Raw genomic sequence first — 17443 nt, forward strand, 5'->3', positions numbered from 1 at the left:
CTGCCAACACAACCCCGGGCTCAACGCCCGGGGTTCGTTGCACGCCCATCGCCATTCCTTTGGTATGATCAAAAGTCGATTGTGCATGGATCCATGCAGTGCGCTGCTCAAACCGATCACAAGGCGCGAGATTGCGGCTGCATCGCTCCGTATGGCCACTCCACTTTTAGCGAATACCCACGCTTGATGCGAAAACTCCTGGCAAGCGCCCTGGCGCTGGTGATGATCGCCGCCCTCTGCGGCTATGGCTTCTGGACCCAACAGCGCCCGGAAGGCCACTACCTGTCCGACCTGCGCATCGAACTGGCGCTTAACCATGGCGTACCGGGCGAGCACGGCAACCTGCTCGGTGTCGAACCACTGCTGTACCCCGGCGACTATCAAAACCTGCAACGCCTGCACCGCAAGCTCGCAGCCTATCTGGAGCAAGCCCGCGCCCAAGGCCTGGTGAACCCGCGCACCGTGGTGGTGCTGCCGGAACACATCGGTACCTGGCTGTGGGCGCGCGGAGAGAAGAACGAGCTGTATCAAGTCACCCAAAGCCACGAAGCCCGACAATGGCTGGAACTGAGCAACCCGCTGCGCTATGGCCTCGCGGTTCTTGGCGCTGACGGCGACGACTGGCGCGCCGATGCGCACTTGCGCATGAAGGCCGAGCAGATGGCCGCAGACTACCAGCAGCTGTTCGGCGGCCTGGCCAGGGAATTTGGCGTCACCTTGGTGGCCGGTTCGATCGTGCTGCCCGAACCTTATGTGAAACAAGGCGTACTGCATACCGGCCGTGGCCCGCTGTTCAACAGCAGTGTGGTGTTTGCCGGAGACGGCTCGCTACTGGGGCAGCCCCAGCGCCAGCAATATCCCGACAGTGAAATGCGCCGCTACGTCCACCACGGCCGCCAGCACCCGCTGCAGGTCGTGCAGACCCCGGCCGGGCGCCTCGGGATACTGGTGGGCAGTGACAGCTGGTACCCGGAAAACCACCAGCAACTGACTGAACAAGCCGTACAACTGGTCGCCAACCCGGCGTTTCTCAGTGGCAAGGGCAGTTGGCAAGCACCCTGGCGGGGAAATCGCCATCAGGATGCCAGCGCCGGGCTGGCCTTGCAGCGCGGCGAAGTCAGTGAACAGACGGCTTGGCAACGCCTGACCGAAGTGGCCGGAACCGGCATCAGCAGCATGAGCGTGTTCATGCGCGGGCAGTTCTGGGAACAGGGCAGCGATGGCCAGGGCTTTGCTCGCCAGTCGGGAGCGTTGCTCGCCGGCCCCCCCAGCCCAGGCGCCCGCCTGTTGAATGTGTGGTTGTAAACCCATGGCCCGCCCCCGCGTGCGCCTGGGCGAACTGTCGGTTGGTTTTGTCCAGCCTTTGAGCGAAGCCCTGCGCGAGCTGGGCCACGACCCTGAACCATTGCTGCGCCGCTACGGCCTGGACGCGACCCGCCTGAGCGAAGCCGGCGCACGCCTGTCCATACCCCGCTACATGCACCTGGGCCACGCAGCCATCGAAATGAGCGGTGAGGCCGCTTTAGGTCTGCGTATGGGGCGCCTCAGCCGGCTGGCGCATACGGGCCTGGCCGGGGTCACTGCGGCCCAGGCCCCCACCCTGGGCGAGGCCGCGCGTACCCTGCTGCGTTTCGAGCCGCTTTACGCGGCCAACTACCGCGGCCATTCCAGCTTTGAGGAAGATGCCCAGGGCGCCTGGCTGCGCTTCTATTCCATCAGCCCCTATAACGACTACAACCGCTTTGTGGTCGACTCACTGCTGGCCGGCTGGCTGGCCCAGTTGGCCGAGCTGGCCGGCACCCCGGTGCAGGCCGAACGCCTGGAGATCGAGTTTGCCGCGCCCTCCTATGCCGCGCGCTATCAACCGCTTTGCAGCACGCCTGTGCAGTTCGCCGCCGACGGCAATCAGCTGCGTCTGAGCCGCGCTACCTTGCAACTGGCCAACCCCGGGCATTGCCCGAGTACCTGGCAGCACCTGTTGCAGTTGTGCGAAGCAGAGCTGCTGCAGCGCACGCGGGTGCGCAGTCTGGGTGAGCGCATCACCCACCTGCTGGGCCCGCTGCTCAATGGCGGCCGTGAACCGGACCTGGAAGAAGTGGCGCTGCACTTGCAGCTACCAAGCTGGACCTTGCGCCGCAAGCTCGCGGAGGAAGGCACGCGCTTTCGCGACCTGCTCAACGAAACCCGGCGCGACCTGGCCGAGACCTACATCCGTGACACGGCGCTGGCCTTTGGCGAGATTGCCTATCTGTTGGGGTTTGCTTCGGCCGAGGCCTTCCAGCGCGCATTCAAGCGCTGGACGGGCCTCACGCCGGGGGAGTTCCGCCGCAGCCAGCGGCAGCCGAGCTAGAGTTCGGTGGCGTCGTCGGCCGGTTCCGGGGTGTCCAGTTCGTAAGCCTGGGTTTCGAGTAGTTCTTCCTGGTATTCATCCATTGCCCTGCGTCCTCTTTGCTCATTTTGCCTTTGTAGGTATCGCCTTCAGCCTAAGCAGGTGGGATGAAGGGATGATGACAAGCTTATGAGTGGTAAACGTAGCAGGTGTTCAGAAAGTTATCGCGGGGCGTCTGTAACAGGGGATGTTTACAGCCTGAACCGGCCCTTTCGCGGGCTGCCGGCGAAAGGGTCGGTTCAGGCGACCCATCAAAGGGAGGGGGCGGCGGCCTCGGCCGGCTGGGCATCCTGCTGCACCTGAATGGGTGCAGCTTCGGCCGGCGGGGCCACAGGCTGCGAACCCTGGCTGTCATCCACCACCGGCGCCGCTGGCGCCTCGCTGGCCGGGGCTACCCCCGCAGGTGCAGGCGTCGCGTCAACCAACGGCGCAGGTGCAGGCGCCGCGTCAACCAACGGCGCAGCTGCCGGGGCCGGCGCCACCGGGTTCGCCGCCGCCTGCTCCGGCAGCCCCAGGTCCACCGCCGGCTTTTCCACCTTGGGCGCCTCGACCTTGGCCTTTTCGACCTTCTTCGGCTTGGGCAGGTAACTCTCCACCAAGGCAAAATAGCGGTCATAGAACTGCGCCGCGGTCACCGTCTCGCTAGCTACCTTGACCATCGAGTCGTCACTGGAGCCGATCGGCATTGACACCGAACCCAGCACCCCCACACCCAGGCTGGCGGAGGTGTTGGACTTTTTCAGCGCATAGCGGTCCTGGAGGGCGTTGGCGAACATGGTCGAGCGCTGATCGTCGCTCACGTCCGGTGCACAGGTGACATTGAAGCTGATCTGCAGGTGGTTCTCGCTGTTTTGCTGAAAGCTCTTGTTACCCACCACCTGGTTGGCGCCGCTGCTGGTGATGATGTACCCCTGGCTGAGCAAAGCACGCCGGGCGGCCTCGCAAGAGCCGGCATCGCTCACCGGAAAGCTGCGCGAGAAGGTACCCGAGTCATCGAAGTTCTCGTGCTCGTAGACGGCCGCTTTTTTTGAGGAACAACCGGTCACGCCCGCCAGCACCAGGGCCAGCCCGAGCGCACCAAAGACGGAAGATCTGGTCATTGCGAATTCCGGGTATGTCGGGAAAGTGCCTATTGTGCAACACAGCAGGCAGGCACAGGAACCGCTGGTCGGTGAAGAATCTGTCAGGTTGGTGCAAATCTGGGTAAAGGCAGGCACTTGTCAGGCGCACCAACGAAAAAAGCGACCCGAAGGTCGCTTTAACGTTGCGTCAAGGCGTTCATGGGGCCTTGAAGCGAAGATGGCGCAGCGGACGGGACTCGAACCCGCGACCCCCGGCGTGACAGGCCGGTATTCTAACCGACTGAACTACCGCTGCGTATCATTCAGGCTTGCGCCCGATTGAAACCTGGGTCTACCCTTCCGGCGCGATGGCCTCAGGGCAGGCACAAAAAAAGCGATAACGCGATCGCTTCTCTTGTGTTTGCTTCAAGGTGTTCTAGGGACCTTGAAACGAAGATGGCGCAGCGGACGGGACTCGAACCCGCGACCCCCGGCGTGACAGGCCGGTATTCTAACCGACTGAACTACCGCTGCGTATCGTTCAGGCTTGCGCCCGATTGAAACTGGGATCAGCCCAAGGCATGTGCCTTGTGGCTTCAGACCGGTGCCAGGCACCCATCTGTTACTGAAAAATGGCGCAGCGGACGGGACTCGAACCCGCGACCCCCGGCGTGACAGGCCGGTATTCTAACCGACTGAACTACCGCTGCGCAGTGCGTTCCTCTCTGGCTATCGGCTTCTTGCGAACCCGAAGCTCCAGGAACATCTCAGGAAGTGGTGGGTGATGACGGGATCGAACCGCCGACCCTCTGCTTGTAAGGCAGATGCTCTCCCGGCTGAGCTAATCACCCTCGCGATGTTGCTTGTTGCGTTTGCTTCGCTGAGGCCGCGAAATTTACGCAGGTGGCGAAGCTAAGTCAATAGCCCCATTGAATTTTTTTCAAAAAGGCAACGTGAGGTTATTGCCTGTGCCGGCCTCTTCGCGGGTAAACCCGCTCCTACAGTCGGACATTAACCGTTGTTGGAGCGGGTTTACCCGCGAAGAGGCCGGCGCAGTTTAAACAAGGTGCTCAGGTATAGATCATCTTGCGGGTCATGCCGCCATCGACCACAAACTCCTGGCCGGTGACAAATGCCGCCTGGCGTGACAGCAACCAGGCAACCATGGCCGCGACATCTTCCACGGTCCCTACCCTGCCCGTTGGATGCTGGGCATGGTCAGCTTCGCTCAACGGCTCGGCACGGCGCTGCGACGGATCACGGGCATCGATCCAGCCCGGGCTCACCGCATTGACGCGAATCTCCGGGCCCAGGCTCATGGCCAGGGCATGGGTCAAAGCCACCAGGCCGCCCTTGCTTGCCGCGTAAGCCTCGGTGTCGGGTTCGGACTGCCGAGCACGGGTAGAGGTCAGGTTGACGATCGCGCCATTGTGCGCACGCAGGTACGGCGCACAATGCTTGGCCAGCAGCATGGGGCCGCTGAGGTTGACCCCCAGCACCCGGTTCCATTGTGCCAGGCTCAGGCTTTCCAGCGTCTGGTTGTGCGGGTTGGCAATGGCCGCATTGCACACCAGCGCGTCCAGCCGGCCGAACTGCCCGAGCACTTCGGACACTCCGGCACTGACCTGGGCCTCGTCGGCAACGTCCATGGTGATGAACCAGGCGTTGTCGCCCAACGCCTTGGCCACTTTGGTACCACGCTGGCGGTCCAGATCACTCAGCACCACTTGCCAGCCTTCGCAGATCAGCCATGCGGCAATGCCCAGACCGATGCCGCGGGCGGCGCCCGTGACCAAGGCTACCCGGCCATTGTGGCCCGGGGTGCTGCCGCTGATTTCGATCACAATGCCGCCAGCCCGCGCGCCAGGTCAGCCTGCAGGTCAGCCACGTCTTCCAGACCCACGGCAACACGGATCAGGCTGTCGCGGATACCAGCCGCTTCACGCTCCTGCGGCGACAGACGACCGTGTGAGGTGGTCGCCGGATGAGCGATGGTGGTTTTGCTGTCACCCAGGTTGGTCGTGATGGAAATCACTCGGGTAGCGTCGATGAAACGCCAGGCGCCCTCTTTGCCCCCCTTGACTTCAAAGCTGACCACTGCACCAAAACCGCTCATCTGGCGCTTGGCCAGTTCGTGCTGCGGGTGGCTGGGCAGGCCGGCGTAATGCACCTTCTCCACGCCGTCCTGCTGCTCCAGCCATTCGGCCAGGGCCTGAGCGCTTTCGCAGTGCGCACGCATACGCAGGCGCAGCGTTTCCAGGCCCTTGGTGAAGATCCAGGCGTTGAACGGGCTGAGGGTTGGACCTGCGGTTCGCAGGAAACCCACCACTTCTTTCATTTGCTCAGTACGGCCGGCAACCACACCGCCCATGCAGCGGCCCTGGCCGTCGATGAACTTGGTGGCCGAGTGGAACACAATGTCGGCACCCAGCTTCAGCGGCTGCTGCAACGCCGGGGTACTGAAACAGTTGTCCACCACCAGCATGGCACCCTGAGCATGGGCGATTTCGCTGAGCGCGGTGATATCGACCAACTCGGCCAGCGGGTTGGAGGGCGATTCGACGATCAGCAGCTTGGTGTTGGCCTTGATGGCCTTTTCCCAACCGGTGAGGTCGACCAGTGGCACGTAGTCCACTTCTACACCAAAGCGCTTGAAGTACTTCTCGAACAGGCTGATGGTGGAGCCGAATACGCTCTGCGACACCAGCACATGGTCACCGGCGCTGCACAGCGACATGACCACGGCCAGGATCGCCGCCATGCCGGTGGACGTACCCACGGCCTGTTCGGCACCTTCCATGGCCGCCAGGCGCTCCTCAAAGGCACGCACCGACGGGTTGGTGTAGCGCGAGTAGACGTTGCCCGGCGTTTCGCCGGCAAAGCGCGCAGCAGCATCGGCTGCCGTGCGGAACACATAGCTGGAGGTCAGGAACAGCGCTTCGCTGTGCTCGCCTTCCGGGGTACGGTTTTGGCCAGCGCGTACCGCCAGGGTGTCGAAACCGACACCCTCGAGGTCACTGTCCAGTCGCCCGGCATCCCATTGATCCGTCATGCCGTCGCTCCCAAAATCAGTTGTTGTAAAGGTCGATGATCGCGCTGACGGCCTGGTTCTTGACCTTGGCCAAGTCGTTACGGGCCTGCTCGATGCGGTCGAGGTAGGCTTCGTCGATATCGCCAGTGACGTACTCGCCGTTGAACACCGCACAATCGAACTGCTCGATCTTGATCTTGCCGCCGCCGACCGAGTCGATCAGGTCTGGCAGGTCCTGATAGACCAGCCAATCGGCGCCAATCAACTCACCCACCTGTTCGGTGGTGCGGTTGTGGGCGATCAGTTCGTGAACACTCGGCATGTCGATGCCGTAGACGTTGGGGTAGCGTACTGCAGGCGCTGCGGAGCAGAAGTATACATTCTTGGCGCCGGCTTCGCGGGCCATCTGGATGATCTGCTTGCAGGTGGTGCCGCGCACGATCGAGTCGTCCACCAGCATCACATTCTTGCCGCGGAACTCCAGCTCGATGGCGTTGAGCTTCTGACGCACCGACTTCTTGCGCGCGGCCTGGCCGGGCATGATGAAGGTACGGCCGATGTAACGGTTCTTGACGAAACCTTCGCGGAACTTGACGCCCAACCGGTTGGCCAGTTCCAGCGCGGCAGTACGACTGGTATCCGGGATCGGGATGACCACGTCGATATCATGATCGGGGCGCTCGCGCATGATCTTGTCGGCCAGCTTTTCACCCATGCGCAGACGCGCCTTGTACACCGAGACCCCATCGATGATCGAGTCCGGACGCGCCAGGTAGACGTGCTCGAAGATGCACGGCTGCAACTTTGGCGATTCGGCGCACTGCTTGGTGAACAACTGGCCTTCTTCGGTGATGTACACCGCTTCGCCCGGCGCCAGGTCGCGGATCAGGGTGAAGCCGAGCACGTCCAGGGCGACGCTTTCCGAGGCGATCATGTATTCCACACCTTCGTCGGTGTGACGCTGACCGAACACCACCGGGCGAATGCCATGGGGGTCGCGGAAACCGACGATGCCGTAGCCGGTGATCATGGCCACCACGGCGTAACCGCCAACGCAGCGGCTGTGCACATGGGAGACCGCAGCGAACACGTCTTCTTCGGTCGGCTGCAGCTTGCCGCGCACTGCCAGCTCATGGGCGAACACGTTCAGCAGCACTTCCGAGTCGGAGTTGGTGTTGACGTGGCGCAGGTCGGACTCGTAGATCTCCTTGGCCAACTGCTCGACATTGGTCAGGTTGCCGTTGTGAGCCAGGGTGATGCCGTAAGGCGAGTTGACGTAGAACGGCTGGGCCTCGGCCGAGGTCGAGCTGCCCGCAGTCGGGTAGCGCACGTGGCCGATACCGATGTTGCCAACCAGGCGCTGCATGTGGCGCTGCTGGAACACGTCGCGCACCAGGCCATTATCCTTGCGCAGGAACAACCGGCCGTCATGGCTGGTCACGATACCGGCAGCGTCCTGGCCGCGGTGCTGGAGGACCGTAAGCGCGTCATACAGCGCCTGATTGACGTTCGACTTACCGACGATACCGACGATGCCACACATGCGACGCAACCCCTACTTTGATGAAACTTGAGTGAATAGCGCTCAGGGCTTGGACGGCCCGAGCAACTGTTCCTTGAACGGAAGATCAGCCGGAGTGCTGATCAGCCCACTGGGCGTCCATTGGTCGGTGAAACCCAGAATCAGGTTTTTCGACCAGTCGGCGACCAAGAGAAATTGTGGTATCAGGCGTGATTCCTGCCACCAGGTGTCTTGTTGAACCGGCCCCAGGCTGATCAGGCCTATGGCCACCACTACCAGCAAGGCCCCGCGCGCAGCGCCAAAGGCCATGCCCAGGAAACGATCGGTGCCGGACAGCCCGGTCACGCGGATCAGCTCACCGACAAGGAAGTTGACCATGGCCCCCACCAGCAAGGTGGCGACGAAAAGAATGGCGCAGCCAGCGATGATGCGCATCGATGGCGTCTGGATATAGCTCTCAAGATACACCGAGAGCGAACCGCCGAACATCCAGGCAACCGCACCGGCAATGATCCAGATGAGCAAGGACAAGGCCTCCTTGACGAAGCCGCGCTTGAGACTGATCAGTGTGGAGACGGCGATGATCGCGATGATCGCCCAATCAACCAAGGTAAATGCCACGGTGTTGCCTGCAGACGTTTGAGGCGGCGCATTTTACCAGAGCAGAGGGCCGGGAGTAAGCGGAATGTCAGCTGGATTGGTGTTGGGCCATTGGCAGGCAAACCCGCCCCGACAGGTTCTGGGTGAGCCTTGCAGCGGCGCTGTACCTGCAGGCGCGGGCTCACCCGCGAATGGGCGGCCTAGCCGCCCCGGGGAATCAGCTGCGCTCAGGCTGGAAGCGCACCACGAAGCCCTTGAGGCTGTTCTGACGGTTGATGGCGTCACGCACGCGCTCGGCCTCGGCGCGCTCGATCAACGGCCCCACGTAAACGCGGTTCATGCCACCCGCCGTACGGATATAGGCGTTGTAACCCTGGCTACGCAGGGTTTGCTGCAGCTTTTCGGCTCCTGCGCGGTTGGACAGACTGGCCAGCTGGATCGACCAACTGACGGGCAGGCCATTGGCGTCGATCTTCGATGGCGCGGCAGGTGCTGGTGTTGCAGCAGCTTTGGCCTCCACCCTGGGCGCGGGCGCCTGGGGCTTGGGTGGCTGAACCTGAGCCTGGGTCTGTGGCGACGGGGTGATTGGCTGGCTGGGTGTACTCGCCGGCGCAGTGGCCTCGTCGATCACCACCGGCGCCTGCTGCGCCTCCTGCGCAATAACCTGTGGCTCCGGCACGGCAACCGGCTCCACCTTCACTTCCGGCAGGCTGGGCATGGCCGGTGCCTGCGGGGCTTCGACGTGCACCTGGCGCATCTCGTCCTGGCGGGTAAACAGCATCGGCAGGAAGATAACCGCCAGCGCCACCAGCACCAGCGCACCCACCATGCGCTGTTTCATCCCTTTATCCAGCACAGCCATCTATTCCACCCTCCTGGGCGTGCCGCTCCAGCCATTCCAGCGCCTGGGCGACACAGAAAAACGAACCGAACAGCAGGATCTGATCATCCGCCGTCGCCTGCGCACATTGCCCTTCAAGGGCGGCGTCGACGCTGACATAAGACTTCACCGTGGCACCGAGGTTCGCCAAGGACGAGGCCAGCTCTGCGGCCGGGCGACTGCGCGGGGTATCCAGCGGCGCCACCGCCCAGTCGTCGATGAGGCCCTGCAGCGGCGCGATAACGCCCTCCAGATCCTTGTCGGCGAGCAGACCAAAGACCGCGAGGCGGCGCCCCTTCAGCGGCCGGGCCGCCAGGCGCCTGGCCAGGTACTGCGCCGCATGCGGGTTGTGCCCGACATCCAGCAGCAACGCTACCGGTTTGCCCTGCCAGTTCACATTACGGAGGTCGAGACGCCCAGTGATACGGGTATCCAGCAGCGCCTGGCGGACTTGCGCCGCGTTCCACGGCAGCCCCATCAGCAGGTAAGCCTGCAAGGCCAGCGTGGCATTTTCCATGGGCAGGTCAAGCAAAGGCAGGTCACGCAGCTCGACCTGCGCGCCATCGGCGGCAGTACCACGCCAGCTCCAGCAGCCATCGGCGCTGGCCAGGTCGAATTCCCGACCGCGCAGGAACAGTGGCGCGGCCAGTTCGGCGGCCTTGTCCAGCAACGGCCCGGGCGGATCCAGATCACCGCACAGGGCCGGCTTGCCCGGGCGGAAGATGCCCGCCTTCTCGAAGGCCACCAGCTCGCGGGTATCACCCAGGTAATCAACATGGTCGACACCGATGCTGGTCACCAGGGCGAAGTCGGCATCCACTACGTTGACGGTATCCAGGCGGCCACCCAGGCCCACCTCCAGCACCACCGCATCGAGCTGCGACTGGTAGAACAACCAGAACGCGGCCAACGTCCCCATCTCGAAGTAGGTCAGGGAAATATCGCCCCGCGCCACCTCGACGGCGGCGAAGGCTTCGCACAGGCGCTCATCGCTGGCCTCTTGACCATCGATCACCACCCGCTCGTTGTAACGTAGCAGGTGCGGCGAACTGTACACACCGACCTTGAGCCCCTGGGCACGCAGCAACGACGCCACGAAGGCGCAGGTCGAACCCTTGCCGTTGGTGCCGGTTACCGTCACCACGCGCGGCGCCAGCTTGCCCAGCGCCAAGCGGGCAAGCACCTTCTGCGACCGCTCCAGGCCCATGTCGATGGCCGAGGGGTGCAACTGCTCGAGGTAGGCGAGCCATTCGCCCAGGGATCGTTGTTTCATCACGCGACGGCAGCCGCCTCACGCGCTTCTTCCGGCGTTTGCTGACCGGTCATCTGCGCCAGCAGGCGGGCCAGACGCGGGCGCAATTCGCCACGGGAGATGATCAGGTCGATGGCACCGTGCTCCAGCAGGAACTCGCTGCGCTGGAAGCCTTCAGGCAGCTTCTCGCGTACGGTCTGCTCGATCACGCGTGGACCGGCGAAACCAATCAGGGCCTTCGGCTCACCGACGATGACGTCGCCGAGCATCGCCAGGCTGGCGGAAACACCGCCATACACCGGGTCGGTCAGTACCGAGATGAACGGGATGCCTTCTTCGCGCAGGCGCGCCAGCACGGCAGAGGTCTTGGCCATCTGCATCAGCGAGATCAGCGCTTCCTGCATGCGCGCACCGCCCGAAGCGGAGAAGCAAACCATTGGGCAGCGGTTTTCCAGGGCATAGTTGGCCGCACGGACGAAGCGCTCGCCGACGATGGCACCCATGGAGCCGCCCATGAACGAGAACTCAAAGGCGCTAACCACGATCGGCATGCCCATCAGGGTGCCGCTCATGGAGATCAGCGCGTCCTTTTCGCCAGTCTGCTTCTGCGCAGCGGTCAGGCGGTCCTTGTACTTCTTGCCATCACGGAACTTCAGGCGGTCGACCGGTTCCAGGTCAGCGCCCAGTTCGGCACGGCCTTCGGCGTCAAGGAAGATGTCGATGCGCGCACGTGCGCCGATGCGCATGTGGTGATTGCACTTGGGGCAGACATCCAGGGTCTTTTCCAGCTCCGGACGATACAGCACGGCCTCGCAGGACGGGCACTTGTGCCACAGGCCCTCAGGCACCGAGCTCTTTTTCACCTCGGAACGCATGATCGAAGGGATCAGTTTGTCGACTAACCAGTTGCTCATGCTTTCTTTCTCCAGTATTGGCAGGCGGGGGACGGCGTCACCGGCCCTGCCCTGCCCTTGAGCTCAAAATCTTTTATGAAACGATGGTGGACCGGCCGCCGGGGCTTCCAGCGCGCCACTCCACCGCTAATGTGTTTTTTTGCCGCCACAGGTGCTGGCATGCGGCCCGCAGGGCTGCGAAAGCTATGGACGATGGCGCGCAGCCAGCCGTCACATCTGCCATCAAGCCTGTTTCACCGCACGCATGAAGGCCTCGATCTTCGCCGCATCCTTGATGCCCTTGGCCTGTTCCACGCCACCGCTGACATCCACCGCATAAGGCTTTACCTGGGCAATGGCCTGGCCAACGTTATCGGCCGACAGCCCGCCCGCAAGGATGATCGGCTTGCCAAGACGCGCCGGTACCAATGACCAGTCGAACGCCTCGCCGGTTCCCCCTGGCACGCCCGGTACATAGGTGTCGAGCAAAATGCCGCGGGCACCCGCGTAAAGCCGACAGGCCGCCTCCAGGTCATCGCCAGGGCGCACACGCAGGGCCTTGATCCAGGGGCGGTGGTAGCCTTCACAGTCCTGCGGGGTTTCATCGCCGTGAAACTGTAGCAGGTCCAGCGGGACCACTTCGAGGATCTCGTTCAGCTCGCAGCGCGAGGCATTGACGAACAGCCCGACCGTGGTCACGAAGGGCGGCAACTCGGCAATGATCGCCCGCGCCTGGCGCACGTCCACCGCCCGCGGGCTCTTGGCATAGAAGACGAAGCCGATGGCATCGGCCCCCGCTTCGGCAGCGGCCAGTGCGTCTTCGATGCGGGTAATCCCGCAGATCTTGCTGCGAACATTGCTCATGGAACAAGAACCCTGATTGTTGCGGCGAAAGGGCGGATGTTAGCAAATGGCTTTTCGCTCGTCAGTCTGCCAACGCCTCGTAACCACTCAAAAAGTGTGGGCCGATGTAACGCTTGGGCAACGCAAACGCTTCGGGGTACTCCACCTGCACCAGGTAAAGCCCGTATGGGTGGGCCGTTACCCCACCTTCACGGCGGTTGCGCCCTTCCAGCACCTCGCGTGCCCAGGCAACCGGACGCTCGCCGGCGCCGATGGCCATCAGCACACCAGCAATGTTACGCACCATGTGGTGCAGGAAGGCGGTGGCACGCACGTCCAGCACGATCATCTGGCCATGGCGGGTAACACGCAGGTGGTAGATGTGCTTGATCGGTGACTTGGCCTGACACTGGCTGGCACGGAAGGCGCTGAAGTCGTGGGTACCGAGCAGGTACTGCGCCGCCTCGGCCATGCGATCGACGTCCAGCGGACGGTGGTTCCAGGTCACTTCTTCGGCCAGGTGCGCCGGGCGAATCGGGTCGTTGTAGATGACATAGCGGTAACGCCGGGCGCAGGCCTTGAAGCGGGCATGAAAGTCGGCCGGCATTGGCCGCGACCAGACCACGCTGATGTCGTGCGGCAGGTTGAAGTTGGTGCCCATGGTCCAGGCGCGCTCGTCACGCACGGCACGGGTATCGAAGTGCACGACCTGCCCGCAGCCGTGAACGCCGGCGTCGGTACGCCCGGCGCAGACCACCGAAATCGGCTCGTTGGCGACCTTGGACAGCGCTTGCTCCAGGGCTTGCTGGACACTCGGCACGCCGCTGGCCTGACGTTGCCAGCCGCGGTAGCGCGCGCCTTTGTATTCCACGCCCAGGGCGATGCGGGAGTAGCCTTCGGCCGCGGATTCGGCGGTAGCGGTGTCGATGATGTCCAAGAGCATGAAACCTGTGGGGTGTACGGAATGGCGGGGATTATAACGACAACGGCAGCCTCGTAGGGCTGCCGCTGATTGCGCAATGCATGCGCGGGCCTCTTCGCGGGCGCGGTCAGCCCGCCAAGAGGCCTGACCTGCTTGCATCAGACCAGCCGGGAGAGCATGTCCTCGGCTTCCTGACGCTGGCTGTCGTCGCCATCCTTGACCACTTCGTCGAGGATGTCGCGCGCGCCCTGGCTGTCACCCATGTCGATATAGGCACGGGCCAGGTCGAGCTTGGTGGCGACTTCGTCACTGCCGGAGAAGAAGTCGAAGTCCAGGTCGTCCAAAGGCTCGGGCTCTGGCTGCGCCACCGCGTCTTCACTGGTGAAATGCGGCTCCAGCGATGGCGTTTCGAGGCTCTGCGACAGCTTGTCCAGCTCGGCGTTGACGTCATTGAGCTCCGAGGCAAAGCTCTTTGCGGCCGGCGAATCGTCTTCCAGCGACAGGGACAAGTCGAAGTCCGATGGCAGGTCGAACTCGGAGACCGGGTCAAACTCCGGCTCGCTGTCGAAGGCAGCCAGTTCGGACGCAACATCCAGCGGATCTTGCTCCAGCGCCTCCGGGGCAGCCGGGGCAACCGGCTCGCTGACGTCGAGGTCGAAATCAGACAGGTCCACGGCAGGCTGAGGCTCGGCCTGAGCCAGCATGGCCTCGAAATCAGCGTCGGCGTCGGCTTGCAGCTCGGCATCCACGGCAAAGGGCTGTTCTTCTGGCTGAGCTTCTTCCTGTACGGGCTCATCCAGCACAGGTTCAGCGATTACCAGCTCGTCGGGTACGCCCCCCTGTGCGATCGGCTCTTCCAGCACGGACGCGGCCAGCGGGTCTTGATCGGCCAGGTCTTCACCCAGGCTCAGGTCGAAGGCGCTGTCCAGATCCTGCTCGGCCAGGTCCGTTGCATCGAGCGTTGGCACATCATCGAAGGCGTCCAGCTCAGCGTCAGGCGCTGCTTGCGCGACAACCTCTGGCTCAACCTGCTCTTGCGGCTCGAACCCGGACAACTCGTCAGGCACCACATCGGCAACCACTGGCGCTTCGGGCTCATCGTGCAGCAGCTCTTGCACGTACTGCTCATCCATTTCGGCAGCCAGCGCCGCCGCACCCAGGCCGGCAGCGGCCAGGCCGAGCATGGCGGGGTAACGCTCTTTCAGGCTGGCGACTTCAGCAACGTTCTGCTCGCTGGCCGGCAACTGACGCTCCTGTTCAGCGAACGCGCTCTGGTCACCCTGACGGGCGTACACGTCCATCAGCTTCAGGCGCAGGTCGTCACGCTCCGGCGCGGCGGCCACGGCGGGCTCCAGCAGCTCGGTAGCACGATTAAGGCGGCCTTCGGCCAGGCATTGGTCAACTTGCGCCAGCAGCGCGGCGTGCGGGTCTGCTTGTGGTTCAGGCTCGGGTGCTGCCTCGGCGACCGGTTCTGCCACTTTTTCCGCAGCGACGGCAGCTGCAGCCGAAGCGGCAACCACAGCCGGCGACAGGGTTACACCCGGCTCGGGGGCTTCGACGCCGTCGAAGCTCTCGGTATCGCTGTCGAAACCTGCGCCCTGCTCTTCTTCCAGCGCCCGCGCCATGCGCAGGTGCTTCTCGGCTTCCTGCTGGGCCTTGCGCTTGCGCGCCAGCAGCCACAGCAGCAGTGCCAGCACCAGAATGCTGGAACCGGCAATCACCCCCAAAAGCCACGGGTTGCCCAGGACCGAATCGAGCGCACCCTTCGGCTGGCTGGCGGGTGCTGGCTGGGTGTCCGGCACAGGCTGGGGTGCGGTATCGGCAGCAGCAGGTGCCGGATTGACCACGGGCTGCTCCGGGGTATCGGCAGCCGCTGCCGACGCGGCTGCGCCCTGGCCTTCCAGGCGTGCCAACTGGTTGTTCTTCAGCTCGATCAGGCGCTGCAGCTTGTCCAGCTGGCTCTGCAGGTCGGCCATGCGGCTTTTCAGTTCTTCGTTGTCGCGACGGCTGGTGTCCAGGCTTTCTTGGGCCATGGCCAGCTCGTCATTCAACGCCTTGGCCTGGCCTGCACCGGCCTGGTTGCCCGGGCTGACCAGGCGCAGGTTGTCGCCCTGGGCGATACGCGACGGTGCAGCCTCGGCGGCGCCACGGCGAGTGGCATCCAGCTGGCGGGCACGCGGTCCCAGGCGACGGCCTTCACGCCAGGCCGCATACTGCTCGGCCACCTCGCGGTTCGCCTCGCCCTGGGCGATGCTCTGGATCTGCTGCTGGTCGGGCAGGCGCAGTACCTGGCCAACCTTCAGCTGGTTGATGTTGTTGCCGATGAAGGCATCCGGGTTCAAAGCCTGGATCGCGATCATGGTCTGCTGGATCGATCCACCCTGGGTGTTACGCGCGGCAATCTGCCACAAGGTGTCGCGACGCTGGGTGGTGTAGCTGCTGGCACCGGTGATGGCCGGTGTGACATTGCCTGCCGCCGGCTGTTCGCCCTGTGCCTTGGCCTGGTCGAGCAGCACGCTATAGTCACGCAGCAGGCGGCCCTGCGGCCACATCACCTGCACCAGGAACTTGACCACCGGACCTGGCAGCGGCTGACTGGAGGTCACGCGCAGCACACTTTTGCCGTTGGGGTTGATCACCGGTGTGAAGGTCAGGTCTTCGAGGTAGGTCGGAAACGCCACCCCGGCCTTGCTGAACTCTTCCGGTGGCGCCAGGCTCGGCGCCACTTCGGCGGCTTTGAGGTCGCGCACGTCGAGCAATTCGATCTCGGCGTCCAGTGGCTGATTCTGCGCCGACTTCAGGGTCAGCTCCCCCAGGCCCAGCGCATTCGCCATGCCAGACGACAGCGCGGATGCTGCAGCCATGGCCAGAACCAGTTTGCGAATTCGAAGCATGACCTCTTCCCTTGTATGAATCGTCCCGAAACCTGCATGCGGAGCAGGACAAAAGTGCTCGCCAGTATCTTTTACGGCATGTGTTTAATCAACAATTGCGCCACTTGCACGGCATTGAGCGCGGCGCCTTTGCGCACGTTGTCAGTGGTTAGCCAGAGATTGAGTTGCTGGTCTTCATCAACACCGTGACGTACACGTCCAACATAGACCACGTCTTGGCCCACTGCGTCACCTACCGGGGTCGGATAATCATCGTTTTCCACCCGCTCGATGCTGTCGGCTGCCTCCAGGGCCTGGTTGACCGCTGCCAGGTCTACCGGGCGACGGCTTTGCACGGCCACACTGAAGCTATCGCCGAAAAACACGGGGACTTGAACACAGCTCACGGAAATCTTCAGTTCAGGCAGGCCCAGCAGTACGCGCAGTTCGCTGACCAGGCGGCGCTCCAGCGCAGTATGGCCCTGCTCGTCGGCAGCACCGACCTGGGCCAGCAGGTTGAATGCCACCTGGCGGTCGAAGAAACGCGACTCCAGCGGGCGGGCATTGAGCAGTTCGGCGGTTTGCCGGGCGAGCTCGCTGACCGCTTCACGGCCTTGCGCAGACACCGCCAATGCGGCCATCACTTGCACCCGCTCGATGTCCAGCAGGCCTTTGAGCGGCGCCAGCGCGACGGCCAGGGCTACTGCGGCCGAGCATGGGCTGACGATACGCGCTGGCAACGACAGGCTGGCCAGGCGTTCGGCGTTGGCTTCCGGCACCAGGGCCAGGGCGTCGTCCAGGCCGCCGGACAGGTCGATGACCGTGCAGCCCGCCTGCAGCGCCTTGCCGGCAAAGCTGCGGCTGACGGCGGCGCCGGTGGCGAAGAAGGCCAGTTTGACTTGGGCGAAGTCGAAGCTGTCGACTTCGCGCACCTTCAGTTTCTTGCCAGCGAACATCACGCTGCTGCCCGCCGATTCCATGCTGGCCAGCAGGTGCAGAGTGGCAACCGGGAATGCCAGTTCTTCGAGGATCTGCACCAAGGCTTCACCGACGCTGCCGGTGGCGCCGACGACGGCGATATCCAAAGGGTGTGTCATGGAAGGGATCCTTTTGCTGTAAACGGCGGGGGCGGCACTTTACTCGGATTGTAGGGTTTTGTCTGTGCCCCCCAGCGTTG

14 protein-coding genes and 4 tRNA genes are annotated in these 17443 nt (G+C 63.5%); 2 read left to right on the forward strand and 16 right to left on the reverse strand.

Annotation, left to right across the window (positions count from 1 at the left end):
- Nucleotides 1–186: 186 nt before the first annotated feature.
- Both ACF8O8_RS15860 and ACF8O8_RS15865 read left to right on the forward strand, forming a co-directional pair.
- Entirely contained in the window at nucleotides 187–1305 is a 1119-nt protein-coding gene (locus ACF8O8_RS15860) for a nitrilase-related carbon-nitrogen hydrolase (RefSeq protein ID WP_010953016.1), read from the forward strand.
- Between the two features lie 4 nt (nucleotides 1306–1309).
- A complete protein-coding gene (locus tag ACF8O8_RS15865) occupies nucleotides 1310–2350 on the forward strand; it encodes an AraC family transcriptional regulator (protein ID WP_350297531.1) in 1041 nt (346 codons plus the stop codon).
- Between the two features lie 290 nt (nucleotides 2351–2640).
- On the opposite strand, the gene ACF8O8_RS15870 is transcribed toward ACF8O8_RS15865, so the two are convergent.
- From ACF8O8_RS15870 to ACF8O8_RS15945, 16 genes are all read right to left on the reverse strand, one after another.
- The gene (locus tag ACF8O8_RS15870; protein ID WP_392509973.1) at nucleotides 2641–3489 is read right to left on the reverse strand and encodes a DUF2242 domain-containing protein; all 849 of its coding nucleotides are present in this window, start codon (nucleotides 3487–3489) and stop codon (nucleotides 2641–2643) included.
- Nucleotides 3490–3689: 200 nt separating this feature from the next.
- Nucleotides 3690–3766: transfer RNA gene (locus tag ACF8O8_RS15875), tRNA-Asp, on the reverse strand.
- A gap of 141 nt (nucleotides 3767–3907) precedes the next feature.
- Nucleotides 3908–3984: transfer RNA gene (locus ACF8O8_RS15880), tRNA-Asp, on the reverse strand.
- 99 nt (nucleotides 3985–4083) lie between these two features.
- Nucleotides 4084–4160, reverse strand: a tRNA-Asp gene (locus ACF8O8_RS15885).
- A gap of 65 nt (nucleotides 4161–4225) precedes the next feature.
- Nucleotides 4226–4301, reverse strand: a tRNA-Val gene (locus tag ACF8O8_RS15890).
- Between the two features lie 219 nt (nucleotides 4302–4520).
- Complete coding sequence (locus ACF8O8_RS15895; protein WP_010953013.1) at nucleotides 4521–5294, reverse strand: SDR family oxidoreductase; 774 nt, start codon at nucleotides 5292–5294, stop codon at nucleotides 4521–4523.
- Complete coding sequence (locus tag ACF8O8_RS15900) at nucleotides 5291–6502, reverse strand: O-succinylhomoserine sulfhydrylase (protein WP_010953012.1); 1212 nt, start codon at nucleotides 6500–6502, stop codon at nucleotides 5291–5293. The genes ACF8O8_RS15895 and ACF8O8_RS15900 overlap by 4 nt, the downstream gene beginning before the upstream one ends.
- 16 nt (nucleotides 6503–6518) lie before the next feature.
- The gene (gene purF, locus ACF8O8_RS15905; protein ID WP_003247207.1) at nucleotides 6519–8024 is read right to left on the reverse strand and encodes an amidophosphoribosyltransferase; all 1506 of its coding nucleotides are present in this window, start codon (nucleotides 8022–8024) and stop codon (nucleotides 6519–6521) included.
- A 42-nt stretch (nucleotides 8025–8066) separates the two neighbouring features.
- A complete protein-coding gene (locus ACF8O8_RS15910; RefSeq protein ID WP_010953011.1) occupies nucleotides 8067–8624 on the reverse strand; it encodes a CvpA family protein in 558 nt (185 codons plus the stop codon).
- 196 nt (nucleotides 8625–8820) lie between these two features.
- Nucleotides 8821–9465 carry an SPOR domain-containing protein gene (locus ACF8O8_RS15915; protein WP_392509974.1) on the reverse strand — a complete coding sequence of 215 codons (645 nt, stop codon included), beginning with the start codon at nucleotides 9463–9465 and terminating at the stop codon, nucleotides 8821–8823.
- A complete protein-coding gene (gene folC / locus ACF8O8_RS15920) occupies nucleotides 9449–10756 on the reverse strand; it encodes a bifunctional tetrahydrofolate synthase/dihydrofolate synthase (protein ID WP_392509975.1) in 1308 nt (435 codons plus the stop codon). The genes ACF8O8_RS15915 and folC overlap by 17 nt, the downstream gene beginning before the upstream one ends.
- Nucleotides 10756–11649: an acetyl-CoA carboxylase, carboxyltransferase subunit beta gene (gene accD, locus ACF8O8_RS15925; protein WP_004574892.1), complete on the reverse strand. Its 894-nt coding sequence runs from the start codon at nucleotides 11647–11649 to the stop codon at nucleotides 10756–10758. The genes folC and accD overlap by 1 nt, the downstream gene beginning before the upstream one ends.
- Before the next feature lie 222 nt (nucleotides 11650–11871).
- Nucleotides 11872–12492, reverse strand: coding sequence for a phosphoribosylanthranilate isomerase (locus ACF8O8_RS15930; RefSeq protein WP_010953008.1), 621 nt, complete (start codon nucleotides 12490–12492; stop codon nucleotides 11872–11874).
- A 61-nt stretch (nucleotides 12493–12553) separates the two neighbouring features.
- Entirely contained in the window at nucleotides 12554–13414 is an 861-nt protein-coding gene (gene truA / locus ACF8O8_RS15935; RefSeq protein ID WP_014754042.1) for a tRNA pseudouridine(38-40) synthase TruA, read from the reverse strand.
- A 137-nt stretch (nucleotides 13415–13551) separates the two neighbouring features.
- The gene (locus ACF8O8_RS15940; RefSeq protein WP_392509976.1) at nucleotides 13552–16287 is read right to left on the reverse strand and encodes a FimV/HubP family polar landmark protein; all 2736 of its coding nucleotides are present in this window, start codon (nucleotides 16285–16287) and stop codon (nucleotides 13552–13554) included.
- Nucleotides 16288–16358: 71 nt separating this feature from the next.
- The gene (locus ACF8O8_RS15945; RefSeq protein WP_392509977.1) at nucleotides 16359–17363 is read right to left on the reverse strand and encodes an aspartate-semialdehyde dehydrogenase; all 1005 of its coding nucleotides are present in this window, start codon (nucleotides 17361–17363) and stop codon (nucleotides 16359–16361) included.
- Between the last annotated feature and the right edge of the window lie 80 nt (nucleotides 17364–17443).

Source organism: Pseudomonas sp. TYF_14 (assembly GCF_043105275.1).
GTDB lineage: Bacteria > Pseudomonadota > Gammaproteobacteria > Pseudomonadales > Pseudomonadaceae > Aquipseudomonas > Aquipseudomonas alloputida.

Excerpts from the sequence above, each read along its gene's own strand:
- truA (WP_014754042.1), bottom strand. The coding sequence starts at position 13,414 with ATGCTCTTGGACATCATCGACACCGCTACCGCCGAATCCGCGGCCGAA.
- ACF8O8_RS15930 (WP_010953008.1), bottom strand. The coding sequence starts at position 12,492 with ATGAGCAATGTTCGCAGCAAGATCTGCGGGATTACCCGCATCGAAGAC.
- folC (WP_392509975.1), bottom strand. The coding sequence starts at position 10,756 with ATGAAACAACGATCCCTGGGCGAATGGCTCGCCTACCTCGAGCAGTTG.
- ACF8O8_RS15900 (WP_010953012.1), bottom strand. The coding sequence starts at position 6,502 with ATGACGGATCAATGGGATGCCGGGCGACTGGACAGTGACCTCGAGGGT.
- ACF8O8_RS15860 (WP_010953016.1), top strand. The coding sequence starts at position 187 with ATGCGAAAACTCCTGGCAAGCGCCCTGGCGCTGGTGATGATCGCCGCC.
- ACF8O8_RS15940 (WP_392509976.1), bottom strand. The coding sequence starts at position 16,287 with ATGCTTCGAATTCGCAAACTGGTTCTGGCCATGGCTGCAGCATCCGCG.
- accD (WP_004574892.1), bottom strand. The coding sequence starts at position 11,649 with ATGAGCAACTGGTTAGTCGACAAACTGATCCCTTCGATCATGCGTTCC.
- ACF8O8_RS15865 (WP_350297531.1), top strand. The coding sequence starts at position 1,310 with ATGGCCCGCCCCCGCGTGCGCCTGGGCGAACTGTCGGTTGGTTTTGTC.
- ACF8O8_RS15915 (WP_392509974.1), bottom strand. The coding sequence starts at position 9,465 with ATGGCTGTGCTGGATAAAGGGATGAAACAGCGCATGGTGGGTGCGCTG.
- ACF8O8_RS15870 (WP_392509973.1), bottom strand. The coding sequence starts at position 3,489 with ATGACCAGATCTTCCGTCTTTGGTGCGCTCGGGCTGGCCCTGGTGCTG.
- purF (WP_003247207.1), bottom strand. The coding sequence starts at position 8,024 with ATGTGTGGCATCGTCGGTATCGTCGGTAAGTCGAACGTCAATCAGGCG.
- ACF8O8_RS15945 (WP_392509977.1), bottom strand. The coding sequence starts at position 17,363 with ATGACACACCCTTTGGATATCGCCGTCGTCGGCGCCACCGGCAGCGTC.